5 protein-coding genes are annotated in these 6014 nt (G+C 73.3%); 2 read left to right on the top strand and 3 right to left on the bottom strand.

The features are described from left to right. The first annotated feature begins 169 nt into the window (after window positions 1–169). Complete coding sequence (locus KBB57_RS19755) at window positions 170–1186, top strand: APC family permease (protein WP_290754047.1); 1017 nt, start codon at window positions 170–172, stop codon at window positions 1184–1186. Between the two features lie 225 nt (window positions 1187–1411). After that, the gene (locus tag KBB57_RS19760) at window positions 1412–2863 is read left to right on the top strand and encodes a biotin carboxylase (protein ID WP_290754040.1); all 1452 of its coding nucleotides are present in this window, start codon (window positions 1412–1414) and stop codon (window positions 2861–2863) included. On the opposite strand, the gene KBB57_RS20170 is transcribed toward KBB57_RS19760, so the two are convergent. The 3 genes from KBB57_RS20170 to KBB57_RS19770 all read right to left on the bottom strand — a co-directional run. Further along, a complete protein-coding gene (locus KBB57_RS20170) occupies window positions 2841–3596 on the bottom strand; it encodes a UBP-type zinc finger domain-containing protein (protein ID WP_367272725.1) in 756 nt (251 codons plus the stop codon). The two genes, KBB57_RS19760 and KBB57_RS20170, sit on opposite strands and share 23 nt — an antisense overlap. Beyond that, window positions 3485–5191 carry a ShlB/FhaC/HecB family hemolysin secretion/activation protein gene (locus KBB57_RS19765; protein ID WP_290754042.1) on the bottom strand — a complete coding sequence of 569 codons (1707 nt, stop codon included), beginning with the start codon at window positions 5189–5191 and terminating at the stop codon, window positions 3485–3487. Before KBB57_RS19765 ends, KBB57_RS20170 begins: the two co-directional genes overlap by 112 nt. Beyond that, a partial coding sequence (locus tag KBB57_RS19770; RefSeq protein ID WP_290754044.1) for an MBG domain-containing protein occupies window positions 5188–6014 on the bottom strand: 827 nt, incomplete at its 5' end. The genes KBB57_RS19765 and KBB57_RS19770, both read right to left, overlap by 4 nt.

Here is a 6014-nt window from a genome sequence, read left to right on the forward strand (position 1 = left end):
CCATCGCGCCTTCGGCATGGGCGGCTCGTTCCTCTGCACCTGGGCGATCATCCTCGGCTACGTCTCGGTGGTCGCCTTCGAGGCGGTGGCGCTGCCGACGGTGATCGAGCACCTGTTCCCGAACTAGAAGGTCGGGCTCCTGTGGTCGGTCGCGGGCTGGGACGTCTACCTGACCTGGGTTCTCGTCGGCAGCCTCGGGGCGATCGCGATGACGTGGATCAACATCGTCGGGATCAAGACCACCGCGCTCCTGCAGAAGGTGGTCACCGCGCTGATCATCGTCGTGGGGATCATGCTGGTCACCGGCTCGCTCTTCAACGGCGAGCGGGCGCATATGGAGCCGCTTTTCGTCGGCGGCGCGGCGGGGATCATGGCGGTGCTGATCATGACGCCGTTCATGTTCGTGGGCTTCGACGTGATCCCGCAGGCGGCCGAGGAGATCAACCTGCCGCCGGAGCAGATCGGACGGCTGCTGATCGTCTCGGTCGTCATGGCGGTGCTCTGGTACATCCTGATCGTGCTCGCGGTGTCGCTGGCGCTGTCGGCGGAGGATTCCGCGGCGTCGAGCCTGCCGACGGCGGATGCGATGTCGGCGGTGTTCAACGGCGCCTGGGCGGGGAAGCTCCTCGTGCTTGCCGGGATCGGCGGCATCGTGACGAGCTGGAACGCCTTCCTCGTCGGCGGCAGCCGGGCGATCTACGCCATGGCGCACGCCAAGATGCTGCCGGCCTTCCTCGGCAAGCTGCACCCGGTCTACAAGACGCCGGTCAACGCCATCCTGCTGATCGGCCTGCTCTCGGCGATCGCGCCGCTCTTCGGGCGGCGGGCGCTGGTCTGGCTGGTCGACGCCGGCGGGCTCGGGATCGTCGTGGCCTATGCGATGGTCGCGGCCTCGTTCCTGGTCCTGCGGCGCAAGGAGCCCGACATGCCGCGGCCGTTCCGGGTGCGGCACGGGGAATGGGTCGGCCGCGGCGCGGTCGTGCTCGCCTGCGGGCTCGCCATCCTCTACCTGCCGATCAGCCCGGCGGCGCTGGTCTGGCCCTATGAATGGGCGATCGCCGGCGGCTGGGCGGCGATCGGGCTCGTCTTCTATCTCTGGGCGCGGGCGATGCATCCGGGCGCGTCGGACGCGATCATCCGCCAGGAGCTGACGACCGGGCATTCCGACCTGCCGGACCCGGCGTGATGGGGCCGGCGTGATGGGGCCGATCGGGGCGGCCGGGGCTTGACGGAGAGGCCTGCGGCGCGGCGTGATCCGTGTCGCGGGCTGCGCGTCCTTCTGCGCCGGTTCCTGGGCCGGGCCGCAGGCGGCGCGGCGGACCGGGCAGCGGAGCCGGCTGCGGAGAAACCCGCGGTCGGTCCGGCGCGGCGGACGAACCTTGAGACATGCAAGCACGACAGGGGGACTGAGATGGCGACGACGCCGAAGCTGCGCAGCCTGAGCGAGATCTATCGCTACGTCCGGCGCAACGAGACGCCGATCTATGCGGTCATGCCGATGCCGTTCAACCTGCTCGGGCTCGACCAGTGGGTGGGGTCGTTCGAGTTCGTGAACTACTTCGACATCTTCGAGGGCGCGCATCCGCGCTGCTTCATCCCTTCGACCGCCGGCGCGCCGGAGTTCAAGTCGATGGAGGACGTGGCGAACTACCTGATCTCGCATCCTGACTTCCGCGCCCGCATCGCGGGGCGCAAGCGCGGGCTGGCGCTGGCGGTGATGTTCGACGAGGAGACCGAGGCGCTGGCGGCGGAGGTCGGGCTCGACATGGCGCTGCCGCCCTATGCGCTGAGGAACCGCCTCGACAGCAAGATCGAGACGACGCGGCTCGGCAACGAGGCGGGCGTCGCCTCGGCGCCCAACACGATGGGGCGGGCGACAAGCTGGGAGGAGCTCTGCGCGCTCGCCGACAGCGCGGGCCTCGGGCGCGACCTCGTCGTGCAGACGCCCTATGGCGACAGCGGGCGGACGACCTTCTTTGTCAAGGCCGAGGACGACTGGGACCGCTATGCGCCGAAGATGCGCGGCGAGGAGCTGAAGGTGATGCGCCGCATCAACCACCTCCCCGGCACGATCGAAGGCTGCGCCACGCGGCATGGCACGCTGGTCGGGCCGGTGATGACCGACATCACCGGCTTCGAGGAGATCACCCCCTACAAGGGCGGCTGGTGCGGCAACGACATGGCGCCGGACATCCTGCCGCCGGGCGTGCCGGACAAGGTGCGCGAGATGACGCGGAAGTTCGGCGACCGGCTCTATGCCGAGGGTTACAAGGGGGTGTTCTGCCTCGACTTCCTGCTCGATACCGACACCAACGAGGTCTATCTCGGCGAGCTGAACCCGCGCATCTCCGGCGCGACGGCGCCGACCAACCTGATCACCTCGACCTATGGCGGGTGTCCGCTGTTCCTGTTCCACCTGCTCGAGTTCCTCGACGTCGACTGGGAGATCGACCTGCCGGCGGTGCAGGCGCGGTGGACGGACTACGACAACTGGACCCAGCTCGTGCTGAAGCAGACCGAGGACAAGGTCGAGCTGATCACCAAGGGGCCGCGCTCGGGGATCTGGAAGATGGGGACGGACGGCGTGGTCAGGTTCCTGCGGCCGGCGCTCAACGTCACCTCGATCGGCGACGAGAGCGAGGCGTTCTACCTGCGGGTCTACGGGCCGGGGGACTATTGCTACCACGGGGCGGATCTCGGGGTGCTGATGACGCGGGGGCGGATGCAGAGCGCCGAGCGGCAGCTCCTCGACCGGGCGAAGCTGTGGAACGCCGGGATCAAGGGCCAGTTCGTCAGCGTTCCGCCCGCCCCGACCGCGCATGTCGCGCCGCCGGACGACATCACCGCGGGGAAGTGGTTCTGAGCCGGGCCTGAAGGCCGGCGCCGCTGGCGGCGGGCCGGCCCCGATGGGCGGAACGCCCCGAATGCGCCGGCCGGATCCGGCACTGTTCACGCGTGAAAATTGTCCAAGTGCTTGATTTTGCGTAGGGGGAATGTTCCGGGCCACGGATGTCCTCAGACGAAGCGCGGGATCGGGCCGTCCCGGGGGTCTGGTCGGGGAGGTCGACGAAGGCCGCGTCGACGTAGCGCCAGCCCCAACCCTCCGGCGGGTCGTAGCCCTCGATGACCGGGTGGCCGGCGGCGGGGAAATGCGCGGTGGCGTGGCGGCTGGGCGAGCTGTCGCAGCAGCCGACATGGCCGCAGATGCGGCCGCGGGCGGTGGCGCCGCGTCGAGGTCGCGCGGGCTCTGCCGTTGCGCCCGCGGCGCGCTGCGATGTTGCGCGGGCTCGACCGTCTCTCCGCGGACGGGTCCGGGGACGGGCGCCGCGGTCGCGGGTCGGCGATGCGCGGGGCGCTGGCGCCCGGCCCGGGAACCGACCCGGCGGCGCCTTCGCCGGTCGGCGATGCGAGGCGAGGCGCGGGCCGGGACCCGGGCCGGTCGGCGATGCGCGGCGCCGGTCCGGACCCGGGCCGGGCGCCGGGGTCAGAAGCGGGCGACGACGCTCAGGTAGAGGCGGGTCTCCTTGTGGCGGTCGGTGGTGTCGGTGGCCTGGCCGTCGAGCTGGCGGGCGATCTCGGGGATGATCGTCAGCCACGGCCGGACGTCGAGCCGGACGCCGGCGCCGGCGGAGGCGAGGGTCTCCCAGCGCCGGCCGTCGCGCTCGCCGTCGCGGTCGTAGGCCCGGCCGTAGTCGCCGAAGGCGTAGAGCTCGGCCCCCTCGGCGAAGCCGGCGAGGCGGGCGGGATCGACGCCGTAGCGCAGCTCGGCCCGGCCGCCATAGCCGGAATCCCCGGTGGTGTTGCCCGGGGCGTAGCCGCGGCCGATCGTGGCGTCGCCGAGGCCGAAGCGCTCGGAGTTCGGCAGGATGTCGAGGGCGTACTGGCCCATCCCCTCGAGCCAGAGCGCCCAGGGGCCCTGCCCGAGGCGTTGCAGCCGGGCGAGCTCCAGCGTCATCAGGGTGAAGTCGGGGACGCCGTTCGAGACGCCGCCGCCGACGAAGGTGTCGGAGGCGTCGATGCCCTGGCGCAGCCCGGCCTCGACCAGGCTGACGCCGCCCCAGCGGTCGGCGCGGTCCCAGGCGAGGTGCGCGTCGAGGACGAGGAGCCGGTCGTCCTCCGTCACCTCGTCGGCGCCGAGGCCGGTGACGTTGCTGCTGTCCTGCCATTCGAGGCCGAGGTCGAGGCGCAGGTTCTGCGCGCGGGTGCGGAGGAAGGGGACGCTGAGCGCGAGGCGGAGGTTCGTCTCCTCAGTGGTCAGCGTCTGGGCGTCTGGGGCGCCGGACTGGGCGAGGTCGGGGGCGCCGTCGGCGTAGTCGGCCTCGAGCTCCAGCGTCGCGCCGTCGGCCCAGGTCCCGGCGAGGCCGAGCAGGGGGATGGCGATCCCGCCCTGGACGAAGCCGAGCGAGCTGTCGAAGGCGCCGGCGGCGAGGAAGTCGAGCTTCTCGTTCAGGCCGAGGAGGTTGTAGGCCGTCGCGCCGGTGGCGAAGGAGGCCTCGCCGTAGAGCCGCGAGCCGCGGTTGTCGACGGAGACGAAGCCGTCGAAGGGGTTCTGCGCGACCGCGACGGTGAGATCGGCGGCGCCGAAGGTGTCGGCGGCCGGCTCGAGCAGGGTCTCGACCTCGCCGCCGAGGAAGTCGCGGGAGAGGAGGACGGCGCGCTCCAGCGTCTCGATGCGGAGGGGGCGGTCGGCGGGGACGGGGGCGAAGAGCGTCGCGGCGGCGGCGTTCTGGTTCGGGGCGCCGCCGGTGACGGTGACGTCGGCGATGAAGCCCTCGACGACGCGGATGGCGACGACGCCGTCGGCGACGGTTTGCGGCGGCAGGACGGCCTGGGAGAGGACGAAGCCGCGGGCGCGGTAGGCGGCGCCGATCGCCTCGGCGAGCTCGTTGAGGGTGGCGAGGGTGACCTCGGTCCCGATCAGCCCCGACCAGAGCGGCGCGAGCTCGCCCGGGGGGACGGCGGAGGCGCCCTCGAGGCGGACGCCGCGCAGCGTGACGCCGGCGCCGGCGGGGCCGGGCGTGAGCGGGGCGGGGGGCGCGGGCGTGTCGGGGGCGAGCGCGGCGGGCGCGGCGCGGCCGGCCTCGGCGCCCGGCAGGAAGCTCCCGGGCGACTGGGCGAGGGCGGGGGCCGCCGGGGCGGCCGCGAGGGCGAGCGCGGCGGCGCGCCCGGCGCGGAGGAGGCGGGGGGTCATCGCGGGGTCTCCGGGAAGGCGGTGGTCCAGAACGATTCCGCGACGAGGGTGCGGGCGCAGACGGCGCCTGCGGCCTCGGCCCCGAGGTCGACGGGGCCGCAGGTCGGCGCGGAGGCGTCGGCCTCGGCGGGGCCGGCCGAGCCGGCGGCGGGGACGAAGCCGCCGGTTTCGGCGGGTGTGTCGGCGGGTGCGGCCGCGGGCGTGGACTGCGCCATCTCGCCGAGCGAGTAGGTGAGGCGGAAGGTGCTGTCGCGGGCGATCGGGGCCTCGGCGCGGGTGGTGCGGAAGGCCGAGTCGCCCGGCGTGTAGGGCGGCAGGCCGCGCTCGGGGATGTCGATCGCGTCGTCGATGCTGGCGAGCGCCGGGCCCTGCGGCAGCGGCGCCGCGGCGGCGGCGACGGTGAGCGTGCCCGGGGCGTAGGTGATGGCGTAGTTGGCGCTCGCGAGGCCCGAGCCGGTGATGGCGTAGCGGCCGGCGGGGCTGGCGCGGTCGGCGTCGGTGGCGAGCGCGAGGGCGCCGGCGAGGTCGCCCGCGCCCTCGCCGCGGACGAAGCCGTCGAAGCGCGCGGTGAAGGCGGGGTTGCGCGCGCCCTCGACGCGGGCGGCGTCGTTCGCCGTCACGGTGAGGGGGGCCGGGGTGACGGTGAGGGTCGCGGTGATCTCGGGGAGGACGTAGTTGCGGGCGTGGAGCGTGCCGCTGGTGATCGTGTAGGTCCCGGCGCCGCTCGCCGCGGCGGCGGTGGTGGCGGGGGCGCCGGAGATCGCCTCCGCGCCCTGGCCGAGGACGAAGCCGGTGGCGGTCCAGCCGAGGTCCGGGGTGGCGG

The sequence above is a fragment of the Amaricoccus sp. genome, from assembly GCF_017993425.1.
Classification (GTDB): domain Bacteria; phylum Pseudomonadota; class Alphaproteobacteria; order Rhodobacterales; family Rhodobacteraceae; genus Amaricoccus.

Bases quoted from the DNA above. Each gene is read 5' to 3' on its own strand.
- KBB57_RS19765 (WP_290754042.1), bottom strand. From the start codon at position 5,191: ATGACCCCCCGCCTCCTCCGCGCCGGGCGCGCCGCCGCGCTCGCCCTC.
- KBB57_RS19760 (WP_290754040.1), top strand. From the start codon at position 1,412: ATGGCGACGACGCCGAAGCTGCGCAGCCTGAGCGAGATCTATCGCTAC.